The organism is Halorubrum sp. Eb13, from assembly GCF_002252895.1.
Taxonomy (GTDB): Archaea; Halobacteriota; Halobacteria; order Halobacteriales; family Haloferacaceae; genus Halorubrum.
In genome coordinates this window covers 24,090-50,495 of the sequence record NZ_NHPE01000085.1, presented here as the reverse complement: position 1 = coordinate 50,495, position 26,406 = coordinate 24,090, and the positions used below count along the sequence as shown (strand labels likewise).

29 protein-coding genes are annotated in these 26,406 nt (G+C 70.0%); 18 read left to right on the top strand and 11 right to left on the bottom strand.

The window, feature by feature from the left end; all coding sequences use genetic code 11:
• Nucleotides 1–66: 66 nt before the first annotated feature.
• From DJ75_RS09740 to DJ75_RS09725, 4 genes are all read left to right on the top strand, one after another.
• Nucleotides 67–555: a TlpA disulfide reductase family protein gene (locus tag DJ75_RS09740; RefSeq protein ID WP_094524296.1), complete on the top strand. Its 489-nt coding sequence runs from the start codon at nucleotides 67–69 to the stop codon at nucleotides 553–555.
• The gene (locus DJ75_RS09735) at nucleotides 552–1,256 is read left to right on the top strand and encodes a cytochrome c biogenesis CcdA family protein (RefSeq protein WP_094524295.1); all 705 of its coding nucleotides are present in this window, start codon (nucleotides 552–554) and stop codon (nucleotides 1,254–1,256) included. Before DJ75_RS09740 ends, DJ75_RS09735 begins: the two co-directional genes overlap by 4 nt.
• A gap of 69 nt (nucleotides 1,257–1,325) precedes the next feature.
• A complete protein-coding gene (locus DJ75_RS09730; protein ID WP_094524294.1) occupies nucleotides 1,326–2,123 on the top strand; it encodes a DUF3179 domain-containing (seleno)protein in 798 nt (265 codons plus the stop codon).
• A 188-nt stretch (nucleotides 2,124–2,311) separates the two neighbouring features.
• Nucleotides 2,312–4,072, top strand: a complete 1,761-nt coding sequence (locus tag DJ75_RS09725; protein WP_254921934.1) for a globin-coupled sensor protein — start codon at nucleotides 2,312–2,314, stop codon at nucleotides 4,070–4,072.
• 30 nt (nucleotides 4,073–4,102) lie between these two features.
• On the opposite strand, the gene DJ75_RS18635 is transcribed toward DJ75_RS09725, so the two are convergent.
• Together DJ75_RS18635 and DJ75_RS09720 are read right to left on the bottom strand one after the other, a co-directional pair.
• Complete coding sequence (locus DJ75_RS18635; protein ID WP_158217282.1) at nucleotides 4,103–4,273, bottom strand: hypothetical protein; 171 nt, start codon at nucleotides 4,271–4,273, stop codon at nucleotides 4,103–4,105.
• 48 nt (nucleotides 4,274–4,321) lie between these two features.
• Nucleotides 4,322–4,627: a MazG nucleotide pyrophosphohydrolase domain-containing protein gene (locus DJ75_RS09720; protein ID WP_094524293.1), complete on the bottom strand. Its 306-nt coding sequence runs from the start codon at nucleotides 4,625–4,627 to the stop codon at nucleotides 4,322–4,324.
• A gap of 121 nt (nucleotides 4,628–4,748) precedes the next feature.
• On the opposite strand from DJ75_RS09720, the gene npdG reads away from it, so the two are divergent.
• The 3 genes from npdG to DJ75_RS09705 all read left to right on the top strand — a co-directional run bounded on the left by npdG (nucleotide 4,749) and on the right by DJ75_RS09705 (nucleotide 6,746).
• Nucleotides 4,749–5,417: an NADPH-dependent F420 reductase gene (gene npdG / locus DJ75_RS09715; RefSeq protein WP_094524292.1), complete on the top strand. Its 669-nt coding sequence runs from the start codon at nucleotides 4,749–4,751 to the stop codon at nucleotides 5,415–5,417.
• A 57-nt stretch (nucleotides 5,418–5,474) separates the two neighbouring features.
• Nucleotides 5,475–6,317, top strand: a complete 843-nt coding sequence (locus tag DJ75_RS09710; RefSeq protein ID WP_094524291.1) for a polyprenyl synthetase family protein — start codon at nucleotides 5,475–5,477, stop codon at nucleotides 6,315–6,317.
• Nucleotides 6,318–6,389: 72 nt separating this feature from the next.
• Nucleotides 6,390–6,746, top strand: coding sequence for a YbjQ family protein (locus DJ75_RS09705; RefSeq protein WP_094524290.1), 357 nt, complete (start codon nucleotides 6,390–6,392; stop codon nucleotides 6,744–6,746).
• A gap of 140 nt (nucleotides 6,747–6,886) precedes the next feature.
• Here the strand turns inward: DJ75_RS09705 and DJ75_RS09700 are convergent, their stop codons facing one another.
• The 5 genes from DJ75_RS09700 to DJ75_RS09680 are packed head-to-tail and all read right to left on the bottom strand — an operon-like array spanning nucleotide 6,887 to nucleotide 12,841.
• On the bottom strand, nucleotides 6,887–7,963 hold the full coding sequence (locus tag DJ75_RS09700; protein WP_094524289.1) for an ABC transporter ATP-binding protein: 1,077 nt from the start codon (nucleotides 7,961–7,963) through the stop codon (nucleotides 6,887–6,889).
• The gene (locus DJ75_RS09695) at nucleotides 7,960–9,171 is read right to left on the bottom strand and encodes an ABC transporter ATP-binding protein (protein WP_094524288.1); all 1,212 of its coding nucleotides are present in this window, start codon (nucleotides 9,169–9,171) and stop codon (nucleotides 7,960–7,962) included. The genes DJ75_RS09700 and DJ75_RS09695 overlap by 4 nt, the downstream gene beginning before the upstream one ends.
• Nucleotides 9,168–10,187: an ABC transporter permease gene (locus tag DJ75_RS09690; RefSeq protein WP_094524287.1), complete on the bottom strand. Its 1,020-nt coding sequence runs from the start codon at nucleotides 10,185–10,187 to the stop codon at nucleotides 9,168–9,170. The genes DJ75_RS09695 and DJ75_RS09690 overlap by 4 nt, the downstream gene beginning before the upstream one ends.
• A complete protein-coding gene (locus DJ75_RS09685; RefSeq protein ID WP_094524286.1) occupies nucleotides 10,187–11,179 on the bottom strand; it encodes an ABC transporter permease in 993 nt (330 codons plus the stop codon). The genes DJ75_RS09690 and DJ75_RS09685 overlap by 1 nt, the downstream gene beginning before the upstream one ends.
• Nucleotides 11,180–11,206: 27 nt before the next feature.
• A complete protein-coding gene (locus DJ75_RS09680; RefSeq protein ID WP_094524285.1) occupies nucleotides 11,207–12,841 on the bottom strand; it encodes an ABC transporter substrate-binding protein in 1,635 nt (544 codons plus the stop codon).
• A gap of 126 nt (nucleotides 12,842–12,967) precedes the next feature.
• Here DJ75_RS09680 and DJ75_RS09675 point away from each other — a divergent pair, with 126 nt between their 5' ends.
• The 5 genes from DJ75_RS09675 to DJ75_RS09655 all read left to right on the top strand — a co-directional run bounded on the left by DJ75_RS09675 (nucleotide 12,968) and on the right by DJ75_RS09655 (nucleotide 16,733).
• Nucleotides 12,968–13,426, top strand: a complete 459-nt coding sequence (locus DJ75_RS09675) for a hypothetical protein (protein WP_094524284.1) — start codon at nucleotides 12,968–12,970, stop codon at nucleotides 13,424–13,426.
• Nucleotides 13,427–13,576: 150 nt separating this feature from the next.
• Nucleotides 13,577–14,290: a phosphoribosyltransferase family protein gene (locus DJ75_RS09670; RefSeq protein ID WP_094524283.1), complete on the top strand. Its 714-nt coding sequence runs from the start codon at nucleotides 13,577–13,579 to the stop codon at nucleotides 14,288–14,290.
• 225 nt (nucleotides 14,291–14,515) lie between these two features.
• Nucleotides 14,516–15,895 (top strand): NCS2 family permease, encoded by a 1,380-nt coding sequence (locus DJ75_RS09665; RefSeq protein ID WP_094524282.1) that lies wholly within the window; start codon nucleotides 14,516–14,518, stop codon nucleotides 15,893–15,895.
• A 74-nt stretch (nucleotides 15,896–15,969) separates the two neighbouring features.
• Entirely contained in the window at nucleotides 15,970–16,224 is a 255-nt protein-coding gene (locus DJ75_RS09660) for a glutathione S-transferase N-terminal domain-containing protein (protein ID WP_094524281.1), read from the top strand.
• 107 nt (nucleotides 16,225–16,331) lie between these two features.
• Nucleotides 16,332–16,733 (top strand): DUF192 domain-containing protein, encoded by a 402-nt coding sequence (locus DJ75_RS09655; protein ID WP_094524280.1) that lies wholly within the window; start codon nucleotides 16,332–16,334, stop codon nucleotides 16,731–16,733.
• 28 nt (nucleotides 16,734–16,761) lie between these two features.
• Here DJ75_RS09655 and DJ75_RS09650 read toward each other — a convergent pair whose 3' ends face one another.
• The 4 genes from DJ75_RS09650 to DJ75_RS09635 all read right to left on the bottom strand — a co-directional run bounded on the left by DJ75_RS09650 (nucleotide 16,762) and on the right by DJ75_RS09635 (nucleotide 23,086).
• Nucleotides 16,762–18,264, bottom strand: a complete 1,503-nt coding sequence (locus DJ75_RS09650; protein WP_094524279.1) for an ATP-binding protein — start codon at nucleotides 18,262–18,264, stop codon at nucleotides 16,762–16,764.
• 68 nt (nucleotides 18,265–18,332) lie between these two features.
• Nucleotides 18,333–20,927 (bottom strand): DNA topoisomerase, encoded by a 2,595-nt coding sequence (locus tag DJ75_RS09645; RefSeq protein ID WP_094524278.1) that lies wholly within the window; start codon nucleotides 20,925–20,927, stop codon nucleotides 18,333–18,335.
• 93 nt (nucleotides 20,928–21,020) lie between these two features.
• Nucleotides 21,021–22,214, bottom strand: a complete 1,194-nt coding sequence (locus tag DJ75_RS09640) for a DR2241 family protein (RefSeq protein ID WP_094524277.1) — start codon at nucleotides 22,212–22,214, stop codon at nucleotides 21,021–21,023.
• Nucleotides 22,215–22,216: 2 nt separating this feature from the next.
• Entirely contained in the window at nucleotides 22,217–23,086 is an 870-nt protein-coding gene (locus DJ75_RS09635; protein ID WP_094524276.1) for a CbiX/SirB N-terminal domain-containing protein, read from the bottom strand.
• Between the two features lie 139 nt (nucleotides 23,087–23,225).
• Here DJ75_RS09635 and DJ75_RS09630 point away from each other — a divergent pair, with 139 nt between their 5' ends.
• The 6 genes from DJ75_RS09630 (at nucleotide 23,226) to DJ75_RS09605 (ending at nucleotide 26,385) form a co-directional block, all read left to right on the top strand.
• Nucleotides 23,226–23,753 (top strand): hypothetical protein, encoded by a 528-nt coding sequence (locus DJ75_RS09630; protein ID WP_094524275.1) that lies wholly within the window; start codon nucleotides 23,226–23,228, stop codon nucleotides 23,751–23,753.
• Between the two features lie 16 nt (nucleotides 23,754–23,769).
• Nucleotides 23,770–24,114, top strand: a complete 345-nt coding sequence (locus DJ75_RS09625) for a hypothetical protein (RefSeq protein WP_241881439.1) — start codon at nucleotides 23,770–23,772, stop codon at nucleotides 24,112–24,114.
• Between the two features lie 76 nt (nucleotides 24,115–24,190).
• The gene (gene pheA / locus DJ75_RS09620) at nucleotides 24,191–24,997 is read left to right on the top strand and encodes a prephenate dehydratase (RefSeq protein WP_094524274.1); all 807 of its coding nucleotides are present in this window, start codon (nucleotides 24,191–24,193) and stop codon (nucleotides 24,995–24,997) included.
• A 170-nt stretch (nucleotides 24,998–25,167) separates the two neighbouring features.
• Complete coding sequence (locus DJ75_RS09615) at nucleotides 25,168–25,668, top strand: fasciclin domain-containing protein (RefSeq protein ID WP_094524273.1); 501 nt, start codon at nucleotides 25,168–25,170, stop codon at nucleotides 25,666–25,668.
• Nucleotides 25,669–25,772: 104 nt separating this feature from the next.
• The gene (locus DJ75_RS09610) at nucleotides 25,773–26,048 is read left to right on the top strand and encodes a winged helix-turn-helix domain-containing protein (protein ID WP_094524272.1); all 276 of its coding nucleotides are present in this window, start codon (nucleotides 25,773–25,775) and stop codon (nucleotides 26,046–26,048) included.
• Between the two features lie 55 nt (nucleotides 26,049–26,103).
• Nucleotides 26,104–26,385, top strand: coding sequence for a hypothetical protein (locus tag DJ75_RS09605; protein ID WP_094524271.1), 282 nt, complete (start codon nucleotides 26,104–26,106; stop codon nucleotides 26,383–26,385).
• The last annotated feature ends 21 nt before the right edge of the window (nucleotides 26,386–26,406 follow it).

Genomic DNA, 26,406 nt, shown 5'->3' with positions numbered 1-26,406 from the left:
CCTCTAACTTTACGCGACCGCCACGACCGGCGAAAAACTAATTAGCGCGATATCGTGCTGGTCGGTATGCCGTCCCGTCGCAGATTCCTCGCCGGGGGACTCGCTGCTGCCGCGACGGGGATAGCCGGATGCATCGGTACGTCCGCGGACGAGACCTCAGCGCTCGACACCTTGGCCGTCGCGGGTTCGCCGGGCGGCTCGGTTCGGGTCGCCCCGGTCGACGACGTGGTATTGCTCGACTTCTGGGCGACGTGGTGTGCGCCCTGCGAGCCGCAGATGACCGAACTCCGTCGCATCGAGCGGGAGTATCCCGCGGTCCACATGCTCTCGATAACGAACGAGGCGGACGAGGCGGCCGTAGAGCGGTTCTGGCGCGACAACGAGGGGACCTGGCCGGTCGCGACGGATCCGGACCTGCGCGTGTCCGAGCGATACGACGTGACACGGATCCCGACGTTGATCGCGCTCGATACCGAGAACGCGGAGGTCTGGCGCCACAGCGGGTTGGCAGCCGCTGACACCATCGCCGACGCCCTTGACGACGCCGGCGCATGAGTCAGTTGGCGCCGCTTCGTCTGGGGTTCGCGTTTTCGGCCGGTGTGGCGACGTTTTTCGCCCCGTGTGCCTACCCGCTGTTGCCCGGCTACATCGCGTTCTACCTCGGCGACGCGGCGGGCGACGCACCGGCGGGGGTTCAGCTCCGACGGGCGGGGCTCGTGGCCGCCCTCACCAGCAGCGGCATGCTCGTCGTCTACGCCGCATTGGCCCTCCTCGTGGCCGTTATCGGGACGGAACCGCTGTCGAACCTCGCCGCCCTAGAGCTGGTGGTGGGCGCCGGACTGGTCGCCCTCGGAGGCGCCGTCTCGACCGGCCGGTACGGCGTCTCCGCGGTGCATATCCGACTGCCGGCCCGTCGTCGGTCCAAGAGCGGCTTCCTGCTGTTCGGCGTCGTCTACGCGGCGGCGGCCGCGGGGTGTACCGCGCCCGTGTTCGTCGGCCTCGCCGGCGTCGCGTTCAGTGCCGGTCCCGTGGGCGCGATCACCGTCTTCGCCGCCTACGCGACCGGAATGGTCCTCCTGATGGTCGCCGTCACGGGAGCGACCGCGCTCGGCTACGACCGGCTCGTCACGCGGCTCGCCGACAGTGGCAACCGGTTCGAACGGCTCACCGGGGCGTTGCTGGCACTCGCCGGACTGGCCCAGCTCTACCTCTTCTTTTTCCGGTACGGCGGGCTGTCGCTGCTCGGTCTCGGCTGAGCGCGGCGGTGGTGCGGCGGCGGAACACGTCGGCGTATGAGTTTTGCGCACGCGGTTCCTGAGGCCGCCATGGACCGCCGTTCGCTCCTCTCGGCGCTCGGGCTGGGGATGAGTGGCTTCGCCGGGTGCGGCGGTGCCGTCGATAGCGAACAGTCCGAGACGCCGACCGACGATGGCCCCGACCGAAACGCGAGTGCGATGGCCGAATACGGCATTCCGTCTACGATCTGCGAGGAGGAGATCAGAGCCGATCCCGGTATCGCCGCCATCACCGACCCGGCCTTCGGTCCCGACTGGGACGAGATAACCCCGGCCCCCGAGTATCGCTTCGACGATGCGACGACGCTCAGCGCCGAACAGACGGTCATCGGGCTGGAGGGCCCCGACGGAACGCGGGCGTACCCGTTGGCGGTCCTCTACATTCACGAGATCGTCAACGACGCGTTCGGGCGGACCGATAGCGGTGAGCGTCGACCGGTGATCGTCACGTACTGTCCGATCTGCCGCAGCGGCCTCGTCGCCGACCGGCGACTCGACGGCGAGCCGACCACGTTCCTGGTTTCCGGCCTGCTCTGGCAGCCCGAGTCCATCCGGCAGGCCGCGAGCGAACGGGACAACCGGACGTTCGGTGCCGGACGGACGGGCGGGGAGACCGACCTAGCCCGAGGTGGCAACCTCGTGATGTACGACGAGGCGACGCTGAGCTACTGGAGCCAGATCCTCGGGGAGGCCATCTGCGGTCCCGAGGCGGGCGACCGGCTGCCGATCGTTCCGTCGACGGTGACCACTTGGGGCGAGTGGCGGAGCGAGCACCCGGGGACCGACGTTCTCCTGCCGCCGCCGCACTCGGAGACCGTCGATAGCTGAGTCGCCGCGTCCGGGGCCACGTCGACGTCTGCCGGGGCGAACCGAGGCGGTCTCAGACCGCGAGAATCCGGGGCGAGATTGTTTATTATCGCCTTCCTCTCTCCGCGGTCCGGTCGTTGCCCTCGAAACGTATCAGTCCTGAAAAACGGACGCACAACGTTATATTCCACCGACGTGCGGGCGACGGTATGAGTAAGTCCGGCGAGTACGGGAGCGGAGACTTCGGACGGGGCGAACTGAGCGCCGGTGTGGACGCCGCGGCGCTGGTGGACGACATCGGGCTCGACGCCGAGGAGATCCGGTGGCGCAAGGAGTTCGTCGGCTTCGACGAGGACGACAAACGCCGGCTGAGCCGGTACGAGGAGGCGTTCGCGGAGAACGCCGATCGGATCGCGGAAGACTTCTACGAGAATCTCACCGGTCACGAGCAGACCGTCGACGTCATCGGCCGCTCGGATAAGGGGATCGACCAGCTCAAGCGGACGCAGTCGGCGTACCTCGTGACGCTCGCGGGCGGCGACTACGGTGAGGAGTACTTCGAGGACCGGGCGCGGATCGGGAAGATCCACGACGTGCTGGAGATGCCGATGAAACACTACCTCGGCCAGTACGGCGTGTACTACGACCTCATTCTCCCGCTCATCGGCGACCGGCTCGTCGACTCGCTCACGGACCGGCTGTCGGGCGGGGCGGACGGGGTGACGCAGAGCGCGCCGGACGACGCTGACGGCGGGGCCGTCGACGCCGAGACCGAGGCGGCGATAGAAGCGGAAGTCGACGACGCGATCGAGGACCTCCTCTCCGTCCTCCGGATCGTCAACCTCGACATGCAGGTCGTCACGGACACGTACATCCACTCGTACAACGAGAGGCTCTCGAAGGAGATCGAGCGGAACAAGCGCCTGATGGCCGAGGTGGAAGACGAGGTCCGGGAGCCGCTGGGCGACCTCCGGGAGTCGGCGTCGGACGCCGCCGACAGCGCCGCCGCGGTCAACGACGCCTCCGAAGAGCAGTCGCAGCGGGTGGCGGAGATCTCCTCGGAGGTGTCGAACCTCTCGGCGACGGTCGAGGAGGTGGCATCGACCGCCGACGAGGTCGAACGGGCGAGCGGCCGAGCGGAGTCGCTGGCGGACGACGGGCGCGCGGCGGCCGACGACGCCGCGGCGGCCATGGACGACATCGGCGCCGCCGTCGACGAGGTGGCCGACGACGTCGAATCGCTCCAAGACCGCGTCGAGGAGATCGACGAGTTCGTCGACGCGATCAACGGGATCGCCGACCAGACCAACCTGCTCGCGTTGAACGCCTCGATCGAGGCGGCCCGCGCGGGCGACGCCGGCGCCGGCTTCGGTGTCGTCGCCGACGAGATCAAGTCGCTCGCGGAGGAGTCGCAGCGACACGCGAGCGACATCGAATCGATGGTCGACGGGATCCGGACCGACACCGAGGACACCGTCGGGAGCCTCTCGGAGACGACCGAGCGGGTCGACGACGGGAGCGAGCGAGTCGGCGACGCGACGGAGAGCCTCGCCGCCATCGCCGAGGCGGTGACGGAGACGGCGGACGGCATCGACGAGGTCTCGGACGTGACCGACGAGCAGGCCGCCGCCGCCGAGGAAATCGCCGCCACGGTCGACGAGGTGGTCCGGCAGTCGAACCGCGTCTCCGACGAGATGCGGGAGCTGGCGGCCGAGAGCGAGCGTCAGGCCGAGACGGTCGAGGAGGTGGAACGCGCCGTGCGCCGGTTGGGTACGGGCGACGACGTCGGGGGAGTCGGGAGCGCCGACGACGACGGGGGCGACGGGGCGGTCGCGATGGGGACCGACGGCGGGCGGTCGGCCCCGGCGGGGCTCCCCGAGGGAATGCCCGACTTCGTGATCGAGCGGCTCTCCGACGAGGAACTGCGGGCGATCGCGGACGGCGAAGCAGACGTAGACGACCTGCTGTGAGCCGCTGACGCGACCCGATGTGAGCCGGGATCAAGGCGCGAAGTAGGCGTCCGGCCCCCGGACGCCCCGAAGCTCGCGGAGCGGTGAGGCGCCGCACCGCCCGCAGGCGTCCGGCTCTTCGGGGTCGTCGGGCAGCGCGAACACCGTCTCGCAGGCGTCGCAGGCGACGTAGCGGAGCGCGAGCGACGGAGTGTCGGCCATGACGGTGGTAGGGGGCCGGCCCACTTGAACCGACGCCCGAGTCCGCCCCTACCGACCGGACCCCGCGTCGGCGGACGCGTCGAGCCGTCGCTCGTACTTCGCCAGCGACTCGGCGAGCGCGTCGCCGGCGTCGACGTCGGCGGTCTCGGCGAGCGCCAGCAGCGCGAACAGCGCGTCGCCGAGCTCGTCGCTCGCGATCGCGGCGGCGTCCGGGTCGCTCCCGTAGTCGGTCGAGGTCGCGACCTCCTTCGCGACCTCGCCGACCTCGCTCTCCAAGTCGAGGACGCGGTACGCGAGGTCGGTCTCCAGCCCGTGCTCGGCGACGAACGCGGCGACGCGGTCCTGCTCGTCCATGAGCGTCGCCTCTGCGCGGCCGGAAAAGAAGCTCCCGATCCGAACGGCGGTCCCCGATCCGAACGGTGGCGAGGACGGCCGGTCACGGAACCCATAAGACGCGAGCGGCCCCACAGACCGTATGAAGATCGCGATACTCGGCGGTACCGGCGACATCGGCGAGGGGCTCGCGCTCCGGCTGGCGGCCGACACCCCTCACCGCGTCTCGATCGGCTCGCGGGAGGCGGAGAAGGCGGAGACCAAGGCCGAGGAGTACACCACCGAACTGGAGAGCCGCGGCCTCGACGCGGCGGTCGAGGGCGCCGAGAACGCGGCGGCCGCCGCCGCGGCCGCGATCGTCGTCCTCGCCGTGCCGCCGTACCACATCGGCGACACGGTCGAGGCCGTCGCGGACGAGTTGGACGACGGCGACGTCCTCGTCTCGCCGGCGACGGGGATGAAACGCGACGACGAGGGGTTCCACTACCACAAGCCCGGCGCGGGCTCGGTGGCGCGGATCGCGGCGGACGCCGCGCCGGAGGGCGTCGCCGTCGTCGGCGCGTTCCACAACCTCGCGGCCGCCCGGCTCGCGAACCTCGACGCCGACCTCGGGATCGACACGCTCGTGATCGGCGACGACGAGGACGCGAAGCGAACGGTCGCGGACGTCGCGGAGGGAATCGAGGGACTCCGCGCGCTCGACGCCGGCGGGATCGCCAACGCGCCCGAGATCGAGGGGCTCACCCCGTTGCTTATCAACGTCGCGAGCAACAACGACGGGCTCCACGACCTCGGCGTTCGATTCACGTAGTCGCCCGCGGCCGCCGTTCCGTTAGGCCTTTGCGCGGCCGGCCCGTCCGGACAATAGATGGAGTACCTGGAGCGCCGGGTCGCGCTGGTCGAGGACCGGCTGGAGGCCGTCATCGACGAGGTCGAGCCCGACGAGCTGTCCGACGAGGTCGGCCACGTCGTCCTCGCCGGCGGCAAGCGGGTCCGCCCGGCGGTGACGATCCTCGCCTGCGAGGCGTTCGACGGGGACCCCGAGGACGCCGTCGACTTCGCGGCCGGAATCGAGTTCGTCCACAACGCGTCGCTCGTGATCGACGACATCATCGACCGCTCGGAGGTCCGACGCGGCACCCCCTCCGCGTGGGCGGAGTTCGGATACGGCCCGGCGATCGTCGCCAGCGACGGCCTGCTGGGCGAGGCGTTCGGGCTGTTCTCCGCGGAGCCGCGCGCGATGCGGACCGTCGCCGAGGCGATGGTCGAGCTCGGCGAGGGCGAGGCGACCGAGCTCGCCGACCGCCCGACGACGGAGGCGGAGTACATGGAGCTCGCCCGTCGGAAGACCGGCGCGCTGTTCCGGGCCGCCGCCGAGCTCGGCGCGGTCGCCGGCGGCGCCGACCCCCACGCGATCGACTCGTTCGGCGAGTACGCCGAGCGCGTCGGCATCGCGTTCCAGATGCGCGACGACGTGCTCGACGCGACCGCCGACGCCGACGAGCTCGGCAAGCCGACGGGACAGGACGCGGAGATGGACCGGCCCTCGGTGGTGCAGGTCACCTCGCTGTCCCCCGAGGAGATCGACGAGCGGGCCCGCGAGCAGTCGGAGCTCGCCCTGGCCGCGCTCGACGACGCCGACCCGCCCGAGACGGAGGCGATCGAGTACCTCCGCGACCTCGCGGAGTTCGTCGTCGTGCGGGAGCGGTAGACGGCGACCACGCGACGAGGCCGCACGCGTCACCGTCGGTTTATTTCCTCAGACGACGTATACGGGGCGATTATGTCTTCGACAGTAGTCTCGTCCGACCCGGAGCAGTCGCTCGTCGCGACCGTCACCACCGAAACCGTCGCCGGCCGCGAGATCGCGGAGGTGCTGGGTATCGCCCGCGGCAACACCGTGCGAGCGCGGAACGTGGGCCGAGACATCACGCAGGGGATCCGGAACCTCGCCGGCGGTGAGCTCAAGGCCTACTCGACGCTGCTCGCGGACGCCCGGGATCAAGCGATCGAGCGGATGGAGGCGGACGCGATCGAGATGGGCGCCGACGCCGTCGTGAACGTCCGGATGGAGACGTCGGAGGTGACGCAGGGCGCCTCGGAAGTGATCGCGTACGGGACGGCCGTCAGGCTCGCCTGAGCGGTCGTTCGTCGAACGAGCGACTGCGCTCCGAAGTCGGGTTTCGGTCTGAATCGAACTTCGTTCGACGTGGGCGGTCCCCGGCGAGCCTCCCTGTGTCGCGACGCGACCGCCGAGCCCCGCGGCCGGGTCGGGTCCGCTCAGTCGTCGTCGCCCGCGGTCCGGGCGTTCTCCTCGATCGGCTCGCTCTCCCAGTAGGAGTGGTCCTCGTCGGCGCGGAAGCACGTCGCCGAGCGCCGAGCGCCGACGTCGTACGCCGGCGGCGACGACTCGCGGCAGGCCGCCCGCGCCTCTGGACAGCGGGTGTGGAAATGACAGCCCGCGGGCGGGTTCCGCGGCGACGGCACGTCGCCGTGGAGCGTCTCGAAGTCGCCGTCCCGCTCGTCGGTCGTCACCCGGGGGACGCTGGACAGCAGCGCCTCCGTGTACGGGTGCGCCGGGTCCGCGAAGATCTCGTCGACCGGCCCGGTCTCGACGATCTCGCCGAGGTACATCACGGCGACGCGGTCGCAGATGTGCCGGACCACGCTGAGGTTGTGCGCGATGAAGAGGTAGGTGAGACCGAAGTCGTCCTGGAGGTCGTCGAGGAGGTTGAGGATCTGCGCCTGCACCGAGACGTCGAGCGCCGAGACGGGCTCGTCGAGCACGATGAACTCCGGGTCGACCGCGAGCGCCCGTGCGATCCCGATCCGCTGGCGCTGGCCGCCCGAGAACTCGTGCGGGTAGCGGTCGATCTGGTCGGCCGACAGGCCGACGCGTTCGAGCAGGTCGCGGGCGGTCTCGCGCCGCTCCCCCTGATCGGCGATCCCGTGGATCCGGAGCCCCTCGGTGACGATGTCGCCAGCGGTCATGCGCGGGTCGAGGCTGGAGAACGGGTCCTGGAAGACGATCTGCGCGCGCCTGCGGAACGCCGTCAGCTCCGCGTCGGTCATCTCCAGCAGGTCCGCCCCGTCGAACGAGATCCGGCCGTCGGTGGCCTCGCGCAGGCGAAGCACGGTCTCGCCCGTCGTCGACTTGCCGCAGCCGGACTCGCCGACGAGCCCGAGCGTCTCGCCCTCGGCGACCTCGAAGGAGACGCCGTCGACGGCCTTCACGCTCTCCTCGTCGGCGCCGAGCAGCCGGTCGAGGAGCGACTGCTCGTCCGCGTAGTACTTCCGGAGCCCCTCGACGGAGAGGAGGGGGTCGGCGGCGTCGGCGGGCCCCTCGGCGTCGCTCATTCCGCGTCACCCCCGAAGTGGTCCTCCGGAAGCGCCTCGCTCGGGTCGTACGGGCGGTCCGCGAGGACGCACTTCGCCCCGTGTTCGGCCTCGGCGTCGACCACGCGCTCCGCGGGCTTCTCCAGACAGGACTCCATCGCCTTCGGACAGCGGTCGGCGAAGTAACACCGGTCGTCCATCTCGGAATCGACCAGTCCGGGGACGTTCCCCTCGATCGGTTGGAGCCGCGGGCGCGGGTCCTCAAGGTCCGGGATCGATCCGAGCAGCCCCTCGGTGTACGGGTGGACCGAGTCGTCGAACACCGCGTCGAGCGTCCCGCGCTCCACCACCTCGCCAGCGTACATCACGCAGACCCGGTCGCACATCTCCGCGATGACGCCGAGGTCGTGCGTGATGAGCACGATGCTCATCCCGCGGTCCGCCTGGACCTCCCGCAGGAGGTTGAGGATCTGCGCCTGGATCGTGACATCGAGCGCGGTCGTCGGCTCGTCGGCGATGAGCACGTCGGGCTCGCCGGCCAGCGCCTGCGCGATCATCGCGCGCTGGAGCATCCCGCCGGAGAACTCGCCGGGGTACTCGTCGACGCGTTCCGCCGGGTCGGGGATCCCGACCTGTTCGAGCAGCTCGATCGCCCGGTCGACGCTCTCGTCGCTGGTGTAGCCGCGGCCGGGGACGATACCGTCGAGGAGGTACTGGCCGAGCCCGTACCCCTGGGTCCGCGAGCGGGTCGATCGCGGGTTCGCCTTCGCGCGCCGCTGTACCTCCACCGCCTCGGCGATCTGCTCGCCGACGGTGATCGAGGGGTTGAAGCTGCTCATCGGGTCCTGGAAGATGGTGCTGAACGACGGGCCGCGGAGCGACCGCCGGACGCGCGGCGGGACGGTCCGGAGGTCGACGTGGTCGCCGTCGACGCCGACCGCGTCGCTCGCCCGGAACTCCTCCGCGAGGTCGGGGTTCCGGTACCACACCTCTCCATCGGTGATCCGACCGGGCGACTCGACGAGGTCGATGAGCGACAGCGCGGTCACCGACTTCCCGGAGCCCGACTCGCCGACGATCCCGAGGATCTCGTTGTCGCGGAGATCGAACGAAACCGACTCGACCGCGTTGATCTGCCCCTCCTCGGTGAAGAAGCGGGTCGAGAGGTCCGACACCGAGAGCACGTCGTCGCTCCGCAGCGCGGGGTCTGGCCGCACGCCCTGGCTCATGCGGCACCCCCTTCGCCCTCGATGCCCGGGTCGAGCGAGTCGCGGAGCCAGTCGCCGAGGAGGTTGATGCCGATCACGGAGAACATGATCGCGAGCCCGGGCAGCGACGCGATCCACCACTGGCCCGACGAGATATAGTCGCGCCCCTGCGCGATGTCGAAGCCCCACGAGAGCGTCGTCCCCGAGAAGCCGAGGAACGACAGGGAGCTCTCCAGGAGGATGATCGCCGCCACCTGCACCGTCGCGAGGACGATGATCGGCGTGATCGCGTTCGGGAGGACGTGGTTCCAGATGATCGAGGTGTCGTCGGCTCCGAGCGCCCGGGACGCCTTGACGTACTCCTGACTCCGCAGGGAGAGCGCCTCCCCGCGGGCGACGCGGGCGAACCACACCCAGTTGACGAGCCCAACGACGATAACCACGGTTATCGGGAGCACGAAGCTCTCCGGCATCTCCGGCGCGAGGCCGGCGACGACGAACGGGTCGGGGATGTTGACCGCCGCCCGCCCCCACAGCCCGATGAGCGCGACGGCCAACACGAGCGACGGGAACGCGAGGCTGACGTCGGCGATCCGCATCAGGACGTCGTCGACGTTCCCGCGGTGATAGCCCGCGAACAGCCCCACCGGGACGCCGACGAACGCCGCCAGAAGCGTCCCGAGCACGCCGACGACCAGCGACGTCCGGGCGCCGTAGATGATCCGCGAGAGCATGTCTCGCCCGAGGCTGTCGGTGCCGAGCGGGTGCGCCGCGTCGGGGGTGATCTCGACGGTCTCGGTCACGGTCTGGATCTCCCCCTCGACCATCTGCGAGGTCGTCCGCTCGGTGGTCTCGCTGAAGCCGAGCGGCGGGAGCTCGCTCTGGTCGAGCTGCTGTTCGGTCGGGTCGTGCGGCGCGATGAAGGGCGCGAACGCGGCGGTAAACAGGATACCGACCACGAGCAGCAGGCCGATCTTCGCGAGCGCGCTGTTCCTGAACTCCTTCTTGAGATTTCGGATGACACGTGCGGAAACCATCAGTCGTTCACCACTTGGGGGTCGAGATACGCGTAGACGGCGTCGACGAGGACGTTCACGAGGACGAAGCTGGTGCCGATGACGATGAGACTCCCCTGTAACACCGGCCAGTCGCGGCGGTTGATGCTGTCGATGACGAGGGTGCCGAGCCCCGGCCACGAGAACACCGCCTCGGTGATGACCGCGCCGCCGATCAGCGTGCCGAGCTGGAGGCCGAGCACCGTGATCACCGGGATGAGCGTGTTCCGGAGCGCGTGTTTGTAGCGGACCAGCGTGTTCGGGAGTCCCTTCGCCCGCGCGGCCTGCACGTACCCCTTACCGAGCTCGTCTAACATTCCGGAGCGGGTGAGCCGCGTGATCAGCGCCATGAAGTACGTCCCTAAGGCGATCGCGGGGAGAGTGATGTACGCGAGCCACGCGAGCAGCGTCCCGACGAACGGGTCCGATCCGACGATCGACACCGCCACGTCGCCGACGTCGACGCCGCGACCGCTGGTGTTGAACACGTCGAACTCCACCGCGAAGACCAAGATGAGCATGATTCCCAGCCAGAAGTTCGGCGTGCTGATCCCGCCGAGCGAGAACAGCGTCGCGCCGTAGTCGACCGGCTGGTTGCGCCGGGTCGCGCTGAGCACGCCGAGCGGGATCGACAGGGCGATGGCGACGACGCTCGCGGCGAGCGCGAGCTCGACCGTCGCCGGCAGCCGCGCGAACACGAGCCCGACGACCTCCTGCCCGCGGATGTACGAGAACCCCATGTCGCCGCGGAGGAGGTCGAAGATGTACTGTCCGTACTGGACGTAGAGCGGCTGGTCTAAGCCGAGCTCGGCGGCGATCGCCTGTCGCGTCTCCTGGCTCGCGTCGAGCGGTGCGACGGCGTTGATCGCGCTCCCGGGGGTGACGAAGCGGAGCGCGAACACGACGGTGACGACCCCCCAGACGACGCCGAGTCCCTGGAGGCTTCTTTTGAGTACGAATCTCCCAAATGACATTGATGAGTTCGGGGCGGTCGTCTGGCGTTACTGTTGGGTGGCCGTGTCGGGGTCGATGAACTCGTCGGCCCGCGGCTCCCACGAGATGTCGCTGGAGACGCCGTAGACGCTGAACTGCTGGTGGAGGAACACCCACGGGGCGAGGTCGTGGGCGAGCTGGTTCGCCTCCTGGAGGATCTCGACGCGCTCGTCGGGGTCCTCGGTGCTCTCCGCGTCGACCATGAGCTGGTCGAGCTCCTCGTTTTCGAGGATCGTGAGCGCGCCCTCCGTGGTCATGAGCGGCGTGATGGTCTGGCTCCCGTCGAACTCGCCGTTCCCCCAGCCGAGAAGGTTGAAGTGCGGCTTGTCCTCGATGTTCCCCGTCGTGATGTCCTGGACGAGCGAGGAGAACTCGCGCTGTTCGAGGCTACAGGAGACGTTCGACAGCGAGTCGATCTGGTTCGCCGCGGCCTGGGCGATCTCGACGTCGCCGAGGTAGCGCCCGATGGGCGTCTGCAGCGTGATCTCGACGCCGGCGTGGCCGGACTCGTCGACCAGCCGCTCCGCCTCCTCGGGGTCGTACGGGTACGGCTCGATGTCGGGGTTGTGACCGACGTGGCCCTCGAGGGTGGGCTGGCCGGTGATGTTCCCGAAGCCGTTGAGGACGTTCTCGATGATGCTCTCGACGTCGACCGCGTGGTTCATCGCCTGCCGGAACTGCTGGCTGGAGAACGGCTCGACGTCGTAGCGCATCTGCAGGAAGATGATCCGGGCGCTCGGCACGGAGTTGATCCCGGCGACGTCGGAGCTCTCGACGCGCGAGACCTCCTGCGGCGGCACGTTCGTCACGATGTCCGTCTCCTCCGCGAGGAGGCGGTTCACGCGCGTGCTCGACTCGCTGGAGGCGCTCATCGTGAGCGCGTCGACCGGGACGTCGCCGCCCCAGTAGTCGTCGTTCGGCTCGTAGGCGACCTCGTTGCCGGAGTCGTACTCCGTGACGACGAACGGGCCGGTGCCGTTCGTGTTCCGGTTGATGAAGTTGCCGTCGTTCTCCTCGATCCACGACTGCTGCACGATCTCGCCGTTCGTCGCGAACAGCTGGAAGGCGATCGGGTTGAAGCCCTCGAAGCTCACGGTCACCTCGCCGTCGCCGGCGACGACCTCGCTGACCGAACCGAGGTCGTTCTTCTGCGGGCTGGCGATACCGACGTCGTCGTCGACGATCCGCCGGATGCTGAACCTGACGTCCTCGGAGGTGACCGGGTCGCCGTTGTGGAAGGAGGTGTCGCGGAGCACGAACCGGACGCTGCCGTCCTCGGTGCGCTCCCAGTCGGTGGCGAGTCCTTCGATGATCCCGCCCTCCTTGTCGCGGTCGAGCAGGCCCTCGTACACCTGCCCGACGATGATCTCCGTGTTCGTCTCCGCGTGGTCCTGCGGGTCGAGCCCGGAGTCCATCTGGCCCATGGTGACGCCGAGTTCGAAGGCCTCGTCGCCGCCGTCGTCGCCGTCGGACCCGTCCGAACCGTCCGAGCCGTCCGTGCCATCGTCGCCGTCGGACCCGTCCGAACCGTCCGAGCCGTCGCCGCCGTTCCCGGAGCAGCCGGCGAGGCCGACCGCGGCCGCGGTGCCGGCGTACGTGAGCATCGTCCGCCTGTTGATCCGATCGTCGTTGTCAGAACGCATAGCATACCACATACGAGGCAACGTTATGAACCTAACGACGCGAACGCACCCGTCAGCCGTCACGTCGCGCGGTTTCTGTCACGGCGACTGGACAACTATTTACGATCCCGGCGGGTCCACGAGGACATGCGACGGACGGATCCGGGCGAGCGCTGGGGAGACGTGGTCGCCGACAGCGACGCGACGGCGACGGAGTACCGCGACCGGGGCTGGACGGCGGTCGCCGCCCACCCCGGCGACGTGAACCCGGTCGCGGACGCGGCGCGGATCGACGTGCTGCTCCCCGGCTCGGAGTTCGAGGAGACGAGCGCGGTCGTGGGCGACGCCGACGTCGACTCGGTTCGGGTGTACGCCGCCGCGGCCGGGGGCGTCGAGTACCGCCTCGTCGTCGCGGAGGACGGCGACGCCGAGGTCGCCGTCTGCGTGCCGACGTACCTCGGCGCCGACGAGCTGGAGTCGCTCAGGGCGGGCGCCGACGCGGCCGGCGCGCTCACGGTCCGGCTCCGCCCCCTCGACGACCGGGACGTGGTCGAGATCGACGTGAGCGATCCGGCCGTCTTCTTCGACGCGACGGCCGACGCCTGAGCCGAGACTCTCTCGATGCGACGGCGGATCCGTGAGCCGAGACTTCCCGGCGACGGATCCGTGAGCCGACCCCATGTCACGCACACACATGTGTATCTCCTCCGGAGAACACTTCGACGTATTCATACTTGTGCGATCACGATCATCTGCATGAACCGAGCAGAGAAGGCGGCCCTCCAGCTGCAGGCGGTCGCCGTGTTGCGGATGTTGAAGGAGACGCGAACGTACGAGGAGCTCTCCGAGGTGACCGGGCTCCCCTCCGGCGACCTGAACCGGTACGTGAACGGCCACGTGTTGCCCGGCGCCGACCGAGCGAGCGAGGTCGTCGAGGCGGTGGGCCGCGACGCGCTCGCCGACGAGCTGATCGCCCGCGTCGAGTTCGACGACGAGGGGTACGTCGACAACTCCGGCGTCGTCTTCGACCAGTCGTTCCTCGACCTGGTCGCGCCCGTCGCCGCGGAGACGTTCGCGTTCGAGTCGCCGGACGTCGTCCTCACCGCCGCCACCGACGGGATCACCCTCGGCGCGGCGATGGCCTCCTTCTTCGACGCCCGCCTCGCGTACGCCAAGAAGTCGAAGGAGACCGCCGTCGAGGAGTTCATCGAGTCGCGCCAGCGGCTCGCCTCCGGCATCGAGCTCACATACTACCTCCCCGCGAGCGCGGTCGACGCCGGCGACACCGTGCTCGTCGTCGACGACCTGATCCGGTCGGGAGAGACCCAGGAGCTCCTCCTCGACATCGCCCTCCAGGCCGACGCCGACGTCACCGGCGTCTTCACCCTCATCGCCGTCGGCGACGAGGGGATGGAGCGCGCGCGAGCGATCACGGACGCGCCGGTCGGCGCGCTGACGACGTTCGAGTAACCCGCCGGCGGCCGTCGGGTGACGCGCCGGTCGGCGCGTTCGCGACCCGCGGGGAGTCGCTCGCGCGGGTCGGCGGTCGCGCTCAGAGAAGGGGAGTAAACACGTTCGCGCATTTTCTTTAGATTATTGACGCCTAAAGCGGCGTATTAATACACGTGTATGTGTATTCTCCGCGCTCGTTCAGCAAGGCTTATCATCCGATACGAAAGTAGACACATCCGTTCAATGGGGCTTACAGATACGCTGGCTGCGCGGTTCGACGTGGAGGCGCACGACTCCGACGTCCGTACGGAGCTGGTCGCGGGGCTCACCACCTTCCTCGCGATGTCGTACATCATCGTCGTGAACCCGTTCATCCTCGCCGAGGCGATCCAGATCCCCGGCTACGAGTTCTTCGAGGTGGTCCAGATGATCGCCATCGCGACGATCCTCTCGTCCGCGCTCGCGACGCTGGTGATGGCGCTGTACGCCAACCGTCCGTTCGGGCTCGCGCCGGGGTTGGGACTCAACGCCTTCTTCGCGTTCACCGTCGTGCTCGGCTTGGGGATCCCGTGGCAGACGGCCCTCGCCGCGGTGTTCGTCGAAGGGATCCTCTTCATGCTGCTCACCGCGGTCGGCGCGCGCGAGTACGTCATCCGGCTGTTCCCCGAGCCGGTGAAGCGCTCGGTCGGCGCCGGTATCGGCCTCTTCCTCCTGTTCATCGGCTTCCAGGAGCTCCAGATCGTCGTCCCCGACGACGCGACGCTCGTCACGCTCGGCGGCATCTTCGGCAACCCGTGGGCGATCTTGGGGATCCTCGGGCTCGTGTTCACCTTCGGCCTCTGGGCGCGCGGCGTCACGGGCTCGATCGTGATCGGCATCCTGACGACCTCCGTCGTCGGCTGGGGGCTCACGCTCGCCGGGTTCTTCGACCGCGGCACGATCACGCCGGAGACGCTCCCGAGCGCACAGTACGACATCTCGCCGCTCGCGGGGGCGTTCGTCGACGGGCTCTCCGGGGTCGACCCGCTCACGTTCGGTCTCGTCGTGTTCACGTTCTTCTTCGTCGACTTCTTCGACACCGCCGGGACGCTCATCGGCGTCTCGCAGTTCGGCGACTTCCTCGACGAAGACGGCGACCTCCCCGACATGGACAAGCCGCTGATGGCCGACGCGGTGGGGACGACCGCCGGCGCGGTGCTCGGCACCTCCACGGTGACGACGTACATCGAGTCGTCGACCGGCGTCGAGGAGGGCGGTCGCACCGGCCTGACGGCGCTGGTAATCGCGCTGCTGTTCGTCGCCTCGCTCGCGGTGATCCCCGTCGTCGCGGCCATCCCGGAGTACGCCTCCTTCATCGCGCTCATCGTCGTCGGCGTGATGATGCTGCAGGGGCTCGTCGAGGTGGACTGGTCGGACCCGGCGTGGGCCGTCTCCGCGGGGCTCACGGTCACCGTGATGCCGTTCGCCTACTCGATCGCCGACGGGCTGGCAGCCGGTATCGTCGCCTACCCGCTTATCAAGGTCGCCGTCGGCGAGTACGACGAGGTCGCGCTCGGCCAGTACGTCATCGCGGCGCTGCTCGTCGTCTACTACGTCCTGCAGACGCGCGGCGTCGTCCTGTAGCCCGACCGCCGCCCGTGCGCGCGGCGCGCACCGCCCACCGTACTTCTTTACGCGTCTACGCCCTACCGATGGTGATGGCAAATCTGACGCTCTACGAACTGGAGGGATGTCCCTACTGCGCGAAGGTGAAGACGAAGCTCGCCGAGCTGGACGTGGAGTACGAGTCGGTGATGGTGCCGCGCTCGCACTCCGAGCGCACGGAGGTCGAGGAGCTGAGCGGGCAGACCGGCGTGCCCGTCCTCGTCGACGAGGCGAACGGGATCGAGGGCATGTCCGAGAGCGACGACATCGTCGAGTACCTCGAGGAGACGTACGGAAGCGCGAGCTGATCCGGCGGAGCAGTTCCTGACCGTCAGCGGCGGCGATCGACGGTCGCGCCGGCGGTTCGCGGTCGCGATCGCGAGGCTATTTATCCGACGGTCGCCACGTCCGGAGCGTGCGACTCGTCCACCGCAGCGCGGGGCCCGACGCCGACGCGGGGCCCGACGCCGACGCGGGGCCCGACGCCGACGACCGGAAGTCGACCGTCCTCGCCGACGACGTCGACGTCGCCCGGTCGACGCTCGAACAGGGCCGCGGACTGATGTTCAGGCGCGCCGTCCCCGACGGCTACGCGCTCGTCTTCCCCTTCGAGGAGGCCGACGCGCAGTGGCTCCACATGCTGTTCGTCCCGTTCGCGATCGACGCGCTGTGGCTCGTCGACGGCGAGGTGCGAAAGCGGAAGCGGCTCGCCCCGTTCGTCGGACTGGGCCGGGGGCGGGCCGACACGGTCGCCGAGCTCCCCGCGGGCGCCGCCGTCGACGTCGCCGTCGGCGACGAGGTCCGGCTCGTCGAGTGACCGGAGCGACGGCTCGGGCGCGTCCGACTCACTCCCCGTCGACCGTGCGGAGCTCCATCTCGATCCGCGTGCCGCCGGCCTTGCTCTCGCCGATGTCGAAGCCCCCGCCGCCGGCGCTAACGATCCAGTTCACGTACCAGAGTCCGAGCCCGCTGGCGTGCTCCAGCGGCGTCTCCTCGCCGGTGAGCACCGCGCGCTCGACGGGCGGGATCCCCGGACCGTCGTCGGCGACGACCAGCGACGTCCACGACTCGCTGGGGAGCTCGGCGGCAGTAACGGTCACCGAGGGGCGGTCCGCGTCGCCGTGTCGGATCGCGTTGTCGACGAGCTCCGCGATCGCCTCGGCGAGGTAGCCGACCGCCGACACCGTGATCCCCTCCGGGACGTCCACCTCGATGTCGGCGCGGTCGCGGAGCTCCGACGGAACCGTCACCAGCGCCTCCTCGACCTCGTCCGCGAGGTCCGTCGGCCGGGGAGTGGGCCGGTCGGCGAGCAGCCGCTCGACCCGCCGCGAGGTCTCGCCGACGCGCAGCAGCCGCTCCGCGGTGTCGACGACGCGCTCGAGCTCCGCGGCGAGCGTCGGGTCCTCGACCTCGCCGATCGCCCGCTGCGTGAACCCCGTGACGACGTTGAGGTCGTTCCGGAAGTTGTGGCGGAGCACCCGAGTCAACACGGCGAGCCGCTCCTCTCGGAGGGACGCCTCGGTGACGTCCTCGCCGACCCCGACCGCGCCGACGACCTCGTCGCCGTCGGTGACCGGGCCGAGCGAGAGCCGGTACGGGACGCGCTCGCCCGAACGGGTGACGAGCGTCGCCTCGCACTCGGCGTTCTCGGCCTCGCGGTAGACGGACTGGAGCGCAGCGGCGACGGCGTCGTGGCTCTCGTCGTCGAACAGCGACGTCAACGCGGTCCCGGAGAGCCGCTCGTCCTCGTAGCCGGCGTCCGCGGCGAGCCGGTCGTTCCACCGCGAGAGGGTGCCGCGCTCGGTGCACTGGAACAGGGCGACCGGAACCGTCGCGGCGACCGCGTCGGTGACTCGGAGCTGCGACCGGAGGCGTTCCTCGGCGGTGACCCGGTCGGTGACGTCGGTCAGACCGACGATCAACCACTCGCGGTCGGCGACCGTGGCGGCGCGGACGGCCAGTTCGAGGCGCCGCATCGGCGCGCTCGCGACGGTCCACTCGAAGCGGGTGACGCCGTCGCCGTCGGGCGAGGCGCGGACGGCCGCGCCGATCGGGTCGCCGGCGACGGTCGCCGCCGCTTCGCCGAGGTCGTCGAGCCCCATCAGCGTCAGCGTGCCGCGGTCGCGGTCGAGCAGATCGGCCGCCGGCGGGTTCGCCGCGCGGATCGCGAGGCTCCCCGGATCGCACGCGAGCGCCGGCGTCGGGATCGCGTCGACGAACGAGCGGAGGACGCGCGGGACCGCCTCGCCGCCGGGCGCGCTCAGCGACCCCTCATCGGCGGCGCGGTCTCTCTCGCCGGCCGAGAGGCCGCCGTCCGCGTCCCCGTCAGCGTCGCTGTCGCGACCCATACGTAGCGCGACTGACGCGTCCCGCGCTTATGTGTCTGTGGGTCGGAAAGTCGGAGACGCCGGGAGCGTCAGTCCGCCTTCGCCTGCCAGTCCCGAACGGTGTCGGCGCCGACGCCGTCGACGTCGGCGGCGAGATCGTCCGGGTCGGCGGATTTGAGATCGTCGACGCCGTCGACGCCGACGTTCTGCAGCTTCTCGGCCGTCTTCTCGCCGATCCCCTCGACCGTCTGGAGCTCCGAGCCCTCCTGGCGGGCGGTGAACTCGCGGTAGTTACAGATCGGACAGCCGAGCTCCCACGGCTCGTCGCCGGAGTGGACCCGGAGGTGCGGGAGGTCGTGTTCCTCGCAGCGCTCGTCGGTGACCTCGATCTCGCCGCGGCGGGGGAGCGGCAGCGAGTAGTCGCAGTCGGGGTAGCGCGTGCAGCCGACGAGCCGGGAGCCGGAGCGGAGGCGTTTGATGGCCAACTCTCCCCCGTTCGTCTCACCGCACTCCGGACACGCACCGATCACCTCGTCCTCTTGATCGTCGGCCTCGTCGGCCTTACACTGCGGGCAACCGTGGACGAACGTCTTCCGGCCCGCGAGCATCTTCACGTGCCGGAGGTCGTGCGCCTCGCAGGTCTCGTCGAGGATGAGCGGCTTCCCGGTGGAGGGGAGCGGGAGGGTGTGCTCGCAGTCGGGGTAGCCGTCACAGCCCACGAAGTACGAGCCCTGTCGGGACTTCCGGACGAGGAGGTCCGCGCCGCACTCGGGACAGGGGCCGAGCGTCTTGTCCGCCTTCAGCGACTTCTGCAGGTGGTCGCCGACCGCGTCGCGGGACTCGGTGAGGTCGTCGAACACGCGGTCGAGCAGCTCGCGGGACGCCTCGGTCACCTCGTCGTACCCCTTCTCGCCGGCCGCGATCGCCTGCATGTCCCGCTCCAGTTGGGCGGTCATCTCCTCGCTGACGATGTGCTCCGCGAACTCCTCGGCCGCCTCGACGACCGCCTCCGCGAGCCGGGTCGGCCGCGGCGGGTCGCTCTCGATGTAGTTGCGGTCGTACAGCTTCTCGAGGGTGCGGTGGCGGGTCGCCTTCGTGCCGACGCCGCGCTTCTCCATCTCCTCGATGAGCCGCGACTGGCCGTACCGGCGGGGCGGCTGGGTCTCCTTCGCGTCCGTGCGGCGGCCGTCGAGCGCGAGCCTCTCGCCGACCTCGACGTCGGGGACGATTCGCTCGTCGCTGGAGCGGTACGGGTAGACCTCGTGGTACCCCGCTTCCAGCAGGCGCTTCCCGTTCGCCTTGAGCCGGAGCCCGCCGTCGGCGGCGAGGTCGGCGGGACCGTCGGCGTCCGCCGGGTTCCGGAGGGCGGCCCGCCCGTCAGCGCCCTCGGCGACCGCGGTCGCCTCGCCGTTCGCGAGCGCGACGACGCGGAGCCGCTCCCACGTCGCGGGCTCGGCGCAGGTCGCGAGGAAGCGGCGGACGATAAGCTCGTACACCTCCCACTCGTCCTCCGAGAGGTCCGACGCCGACGGGAGCTCGCCGGTCGGGTGGATCGGCGGGTGGTCGGTCGTCTCCTCGTCTCCCTCGGTGGGCTCGATCTCCTCCTGGTCGAGGAGGGACTTCGCGTCTTTCCCGAACGTCGAGGCGGCCGAGAGCTCCTCGATCAGCTCGCGGGGCTCCAGGTCCTCGGGGTACACCGTGTTGTCCGTCCGCGGGTAGGTGACGTAGCCGGCGGTGTACAGGTCCTCCGCGAGCGACATGGCGCGCTGGGCGGAGTGGCCGAGCGAGCCCGCCGCCCGAATGAACGCCGTGGTGTTGAACGGGGTTGGCGGCTCGTCGGTCCGAGTCCGGCGGCGCACGTCGTCGACGACGGCCTCGTCGGCCGCCGCCAGGGCCTCGGTGAGCACCTCCGCGACGTCGCCGTCCCAGACGCGCTGGGCCTCGTTGCCCTCGTCGTTCAGGTAGAAGTAGCGCGCCTCGAAGGGGTCGCCGCCCGACTTCGTGAGCTTCCCGTACAGCTCCCAGTACGACTCGGGATCGAACGCCTGGATCTCGCGCTCGCGGTCGACGATGAGCTTGAGGGTCGGCCCCTGCACCCGGCCGACCGAGATGAAGTCGTCGCCGAGCTGGCGGGCGGACAGCGAGAGGAAGCGGGTGAGCGCCGCGCCCCACGTGAGGTCGATCACCTGGCGGGCCTCGCCGGCGGCGGCGAGGTCGAAGTCGAGCTCGTCGGGGTTCGCGAACGCCTCGGTGACCTCGTTGTCGGTGATCGAGGAGAATCGGACCCGATCGATAGGGGCGTCCTCGTTGACCTCGCGCACCAGCTCGTACGCCTCCTTTCCTATCAGCTCGCCCTCTCGGTCGTAGTCGGTCGCGATGACGACACGAGAGGCGTTCCGCGCCAGCGTACGGAGCGCGGCGACGATCCCCTCTTGGGTCGGCTCCTTGGTGACCGGCGCGTCGATGAGCTCGACCGGCTCGACGTCGCGCCAGTCGTTGTACTCGGCCGGGAAGTCGACCCCGACGACGTGGCCCGAGAGGCCGATACAGCGCTTGCCGCCCCACTTGTACACGTTGACGTCGTTCTTCCGCTCCGTCGTCGCGGACTCGCCGCTCAGGATGTCGGCGATGCGGCGCGCCGCGTTGTCCTTCTCCGTAATTATCAGCTCGGGGCCGCGACTCATTGCACCGGGATACGCCGCTCTCCCGTCTAAAGGTTTCGTGATACAGCCTAAGACCGCCCGCACGCGCGACTGCGCGCGCGGCGACCGGGCGTTCTACTCCTCGTCGTTCTCGTCCGGCTCGGTCGGCACGCCGGCGAGGTTCCCGTCCCCGTCGAACAGCTTGGCGCGGAGGAAGCGCGTCCGGTAGCGGTTCGCGCCCTCCTTCGTATCGGCCTCCCGGATCTCGTCGATCCGGCCGTCGGCGACAGCGTCGATGATCTCCTCCACCTGCTCCTTCTCGCTCGGCGTCAGCTCGAACTCGTAGGTCCGGGGCTGCTCGCTCTCCAGCCGCGTCCACTTACGCGCGGCCGAGACGACGACCGAGCAGGGCTCGCGGCAGGGGAAGGCACCGTCGCCGCCGTCGACGTCGAGGTCGGTCTCGTCGTCGTACTCCCACTCCCGGCGCTTCAGGCACTGCGAGTCGTCGCAGCACGCCTCCGCGACCCAGTTGACGTGCTCGTACCCCTCGCCGCGGTCCCACGTCTTCACGACGCCGTAGATGCCGGACTGCCGCGCCATCGTCTCGCGCCAGTGGTTCACGTCGAGCTCGCCCTCGCGCTCGCGGTGCCAGTTGGCGACCGTCGCGGGGTAGATCGTCTCGACCGCCTCGTAGGCGTCCCGCGGACCGAGCTCGGGGAAGACCCACCCGCCCGCGAGCGACGGCGCGGTCTTGAGGGGACGGTAGCGCCCCTTCTCGTCGTACCTGACGAGGTCGCGGGCGTCGAGCGGGTCCTCGTGGGCGTCGAGCTCGTCGACCGAGACGCCGGCGTCGTCGGCGTGGCGCACGTCGTACCGGCGCTCGCCGCGGTCGGTGAGAGTGGCCGTAATCCGCAGCTCCCCCCACGCGCGCTCGATCCCCTCCGCGAGCGCGGCGTACCGGGTCGCCACCGTCGCGCCGTCGGCGTCCTCCAGCCAGCGCAGGAACGCCCGACGGGGGCCGAACTCGCCGACGACGCGCTCGAAGGCGTACCAGTCCGTGACCGCCGGGGCGCGCTCGGCGAGCGCCTCGTGGAGTTCGCCCTCCGTCAGCCCGGTGCGGCGGTCGCCGTCGGCGAGGACGTACCGGTCCTCGTCGATGTCGCCGCGCAGGTCGGGCGCGACGCTGAACCCCTCGAACCGGAGCGGGTCGCCCGGGGTGTGGTCGCTGAGCGCGTCGAGCACCGCGTCGAAGGCGTCGCTCGGGAGGTCGATGTCGGGGGGCTCGGGAGCGGCCCCGGAGTCCGCCGACTCCTCGGCGGGTTCGGACATCGTCAGTCCCCCGTGGCGACGCGGGTGGTCTCGCGCACGTCGTCGAGCGCGGCACCGAGGTCGGCGCCCGCGTCGGCCGCGCGCTCCAAGACGACGTCGGCCATCAGGGGCTCGGTGCCGACGGCGCCGGCGTACCAGATCCGGGTGCCGTCCACCTCGGTCGGCACGTCGTACCCCTCCGTGTAGTCCTCGCAGAGCCCGACATCCTCCGGGATGTCCTCCTGGGTGTGGTAGCCGTCGGCGATGAACAGCGGGACGAGGACGACGTCGTCGCTCTCGAAGAACTCGGGGAGGTCGTCGACCTCGGGGTCCTCGTCCATGTACAGCGCGCGCACCTCGTCGAAGCGGTCGCGCTCGGCGATCCGGTCGGCGTGGTACTCGATCGCCTTCGCCGAGTTCTCGTTGCGCTCGGTGCCGTGGCCGACGACGGCGAGCCCGAAGTCGTCGCCCACGTCGGGATCGCCGGTGACCGACTCCGCGCGCCGGACGATCACGTCGGTCATCGCGCGGTGCGTCCCCACCGGGCCGCAGTAGTGGACCTCCCGGTCGATGTCCTCGGCGACGAGCGTGGCCTGATCGGCCGAGAGGCCGTCCGAGTCCCACTCGGCGACGTCCCAGCCGTCGAGCCGGAGCTCGCGCGGGATCACCTGCTCGGTGAAGTACCCCTCCGAGACGAACAGCGGGACGACGTAGATCTCGTCGCCTTCGACGGTGCGGAGCACCTCCCGGAAGTGCGGTTCCTCCTTCCAGAAGCCGGTCTTCACCTCGTCGAACGCGCCGGTGGCGCGGATGGTGTCCGCGTGGTCGTACGTCGGCGCGCTCGACTCCGGATTGAGGTGCGAGCCGTGTGCGACGATGACGAGCGACTGCATACACACGCTGAGGGCGCGCCGCTCTTAGGGACTTCGGCACGTGCGGCGCAACGGGAACGCGACGGCGCCGCGTTCAGCCGAGGGGCGCTCCCCGAGCCCGACCGAAATCGCCATGCCGGCCCGCGCCGCACTCCCGACCATGTCGCTGGCAGCCGACACCCGCGAAGCGGCCCGGGCCCGCCCGTTCGTCCTCGACGCGCTCCGCGCCGGCGTGTTGAACCACAGCGCCGCCGCCGCGTGGCTCGCCGACGAGGCCGACCTCGGCGGCGACGGCGACGCCGACACCGACGCGATCGCGACCGCGCTCCGCCGATTCCGGGAGGACCTCCCGGCGTACGCGACCGCCGAGCGCTCGGCGAGCGTGTCGATGCGGAGCGGGGTCGGAGTGGTCGAGGGGGAGCGAGACGCCGACGCCGGCACCGATCCCCTCCTCAGTGTCGGCGGTGCGGCGGTCGTCCCCGAGGGGCGCGACACGGCCATCCTCGCGACCGGGGACGTCGACGCCCGAGCGCTCGCGACCGCCGTCCGCCGCCTCGACGCCGTCGACGTCGACGTCGCGGCCGCGGGGGTCGCCGGGGGCGCGCTCGCCGTCGTCGTGGGACGGCGCGACGGCGCGACCGCGGTCCGGGTGGTCGAGGCGGCGCTCTCGGCGGTGCCGAACGAGTGAGGTGCCTGCGGCCGCGATGTCGACCGTGAACCACGTCCCGGACGAGGCGCTCGCGGCCCTCGACGCGTTCGGCGAGGGACACCTCCGCGGCGACCCCGCGCCGGTCAGCGAGCGGCTCCGCTCGGACCTCCGGCTCCGGATCACGACGCTCGACGACGGGCGGACGGCGCGCTGCCGGTTCGAGACCGAGCACACGCGGACGCCGCCGACGCTCCGGGACCGGGGGTCGTTCCTCGCGACGTACGCGGACGGCGTCGACGACCGGCTCCGCGCCTGGGGGATCGAGCCCCCCGACGCGTACGAGTACGTCGGGACGGTCGACGGCTGGCACCGGTACGCCGGGCGGCTCCGACTGCCGTAGGGGGACCGCCGACCGCCGTGCGACGGCGTTCGCGCGACCCGCACGCTTTTCTAACGCGCTCTGATAGGTACGGGCGATGAACGCCGTCACGCTCGGTCCCGCCGGCACGTACTCACACCGTGCGGCGCGGGCCGTCGCCGCCGAGGTGTCGTTCCGCGAGTCGGTCACCGCCATCGTCGACGCCGTCGCCTCCGGCGAGTTCGAGCGCGGAGTCGTCCCCATCGAGAACAGCATCGAGGGGTCCGTCACGGAGAGCCTCGACGCGCTGGCCGACTACGACGTCGCGGTCACCCGCGAGGTCGTCACCCCGATCCGACACGCGCTCCTCGCGCAGGAGCCCGAGTTCGGGGTCGTCGCCAGCCACTCCCAGGCGCTCGCGCAGTGCCGCAACTGGCTGGAAGAGCACTATCCGGACGCCGGGCTCGAAGCGGTCGCCTCCACCGCCCGCGGGGTCGAGCGCGCCCGCGAGGACGCCCGCATCGCCGGGATCGGCCACCCGGACAACGCCGGCGACGACCTCGAAATCCTCGCGGAGGACATCCAAGACCGCACCTCCAACGCGACCCGGTTCCTCGTCGTCGCGCCCGCGTCCGCCCGCTCCGACGCGGGCGGAAAGACGACCCTGATCGTCTATCCGAACGCGAACTACCCGGGGCTCCTGCTGGAGCTTTTGGAGGCGTTCGCCGACCGCAACCTCAACCTCTCTCGGATCGAGTCGCGCCCGAGCGGTGAGCGCCTCGGCGACTACCTGTTCCACTTCGACGTCGACGCCGGGCTCTACGAGGACCACATGGCGGCCGCCGTCGAGGACGTCGAGGCCATCGCCGACAACGGGTGGGTGCGCGTGCTGGGATCGTACGACACCGAACACGTGCTGGAGTAGCGGCTCAGCGTCCGATCGCGAAGCCCGTTCCGCGCCCGTAGCTCTCGGCCGGCGTCCGACCGAAACCGGCAACACTGACGGAGATTTGGGTCTCTTTGATGTGGGATTGCGGTTACTTTCACCAAATAGTTGATTGCACACTAAAACGATCTCTCTGACGGGTATATCCCATGAACGCTAACAGACGGACGGTACTCAGGGGCGTCGGCGCGGGAACAGCGGCACTGCTCGGCGGCGTCGGCACCGCCGCGGCCAAGCCGCCGAGCGAGGGCAAGACGATCGTCGACGTGGCCGACGACGCCGACGGCTTCGACGTCCTCGTCGCCGCGGTCAAGAAGGCGGGTCTCGCCGGCGCGCTGAGAGGAAACCGCCAGTTGACCGTGTTCGCTCCGACCGACGCGGCGTTCGATGACGCCCTCGAGAGCCTTGGCGCCGACAGTCTTGCTGAGGTCGACGACGAGACGCTAGCCAACATCCTCACCTACCACGTCGTGCCCGGCCGTCGGAAGGCGAACTCGATCGTCAACGCGGACGAAGTGCCGACCCTGAACGGCGCGAAAGTCGACGTCGACGGCACCGACCTCAACGGCGATCAGGCCGACATCGTCATCACGGACATCGAGGCGTCGAACGGCTTCGTCCACGTGATCGACGGAGTGCTGCTGCCGTAGCGCGGCCGCGAGGCTCGATGGTCCCCGCCGGCGTCACGTGCCCTTCCGTCACCTCGTACGGCTATCCGTGTGTTTATATATCCGACTTCCGATGAGTATGTTCGATGGAGCCGGTGCTCTGGCAGGTGCTGGCAGGAACGCGGGGGGGGCCCAACCGCGCGCGATTGCTCCGGGCGCTCGACGAACGACCGCGGAACGCCAACCAGCTCGCCGAGGACCTCGACCTCGCATACAAGACCGTCAGGCACCACCTCGGAGTGTTGGAGGAGAACGACGTGGTCGAGAGCACCGAACAGGACTACGGCGCCGTGTATCTGCCGACGGAACGCACTCGGAACCACTGGGAGACCGTCGAGGACATCATCGATCAGGTGGAGTGAGTATGACTCGAATCTGGAACGAAGCGATCGACGGAGGAATCGGAGGGGACGCGGAATGACCCTGGTGCTCGACGTGGCGCGAGTCGCCGCCGCGGTCAACGTACTGCTGTTGCTCGTCCTCATCGGCATCTGGGGACGCAACTACCTCGAGATCCGCTCGAAGCACACGCTCGGGTCGGCGGTGTTCGCGCTCTTCCTCCTGGCCGAGAACGTGCTGGCGCTGTTCTACTACCTCAACCCGCCGCAGATGTCGGCGCCGGCGGTCCGGGCGATGATGTACCTCCAGATCCTCGAGTTCGTCGGGATCGCGTTCCTCGTCTACGTGACTTGGGACTGACGTCGGCGGCGGCCGCTCCGC